The organism is Alkalihalophilus lindianensis (genome assembly GCF_032843265.1).
In the GTDB taxonomy this organism is placed as follows: Bacteria; Bacillota; Bacilli; order Bacillales; family Bacillaceae_D; genus Alkalihalophilus; species Alkalihalophilus lindianensis.
Map to the genome: position 1 here is coordinate 1 of NZ_JAWJBA010001050.1, position 235 is coordinate 235.

At 38.7% G+C, this 235-nt stretch carries 1 protein-coding gene; it reads left to right on the plus strand.

Annotation, left to right across the window (positions count from 1 at the left end; translation table 11 throughout):
• Positions 1-235: mannonate dehydratase (locus RYX56_RS25325; RefSeq protein ID WP_317124510.1), on the plus strand; the 235-nt coding region annotated here is incomplete at both ends.

A 235-nucleotide genomic window follows, 5' to 3' on the forward strand; every position in this document is an offset into this window, starting at 1 on the left:
TAAAAAGACGATTGAAAACCTTGGCAAATTTGGAGTAAAAGTCATTTGCTACAATTTTATGCCGGTATTTGATTGGACTCGTACCGATTTAGCAAAAGAAATGGAGGATGGATCGACCGCTTTATTTTATGAAAATAGCAAAGTGGATCAAATCGACCCAGTTGAATTAGCCAGGAAAATATCCGGAAGTTCCCTCACAATGCCAGGTTGGGAGCCTGAGAGATTAAAAGATTTG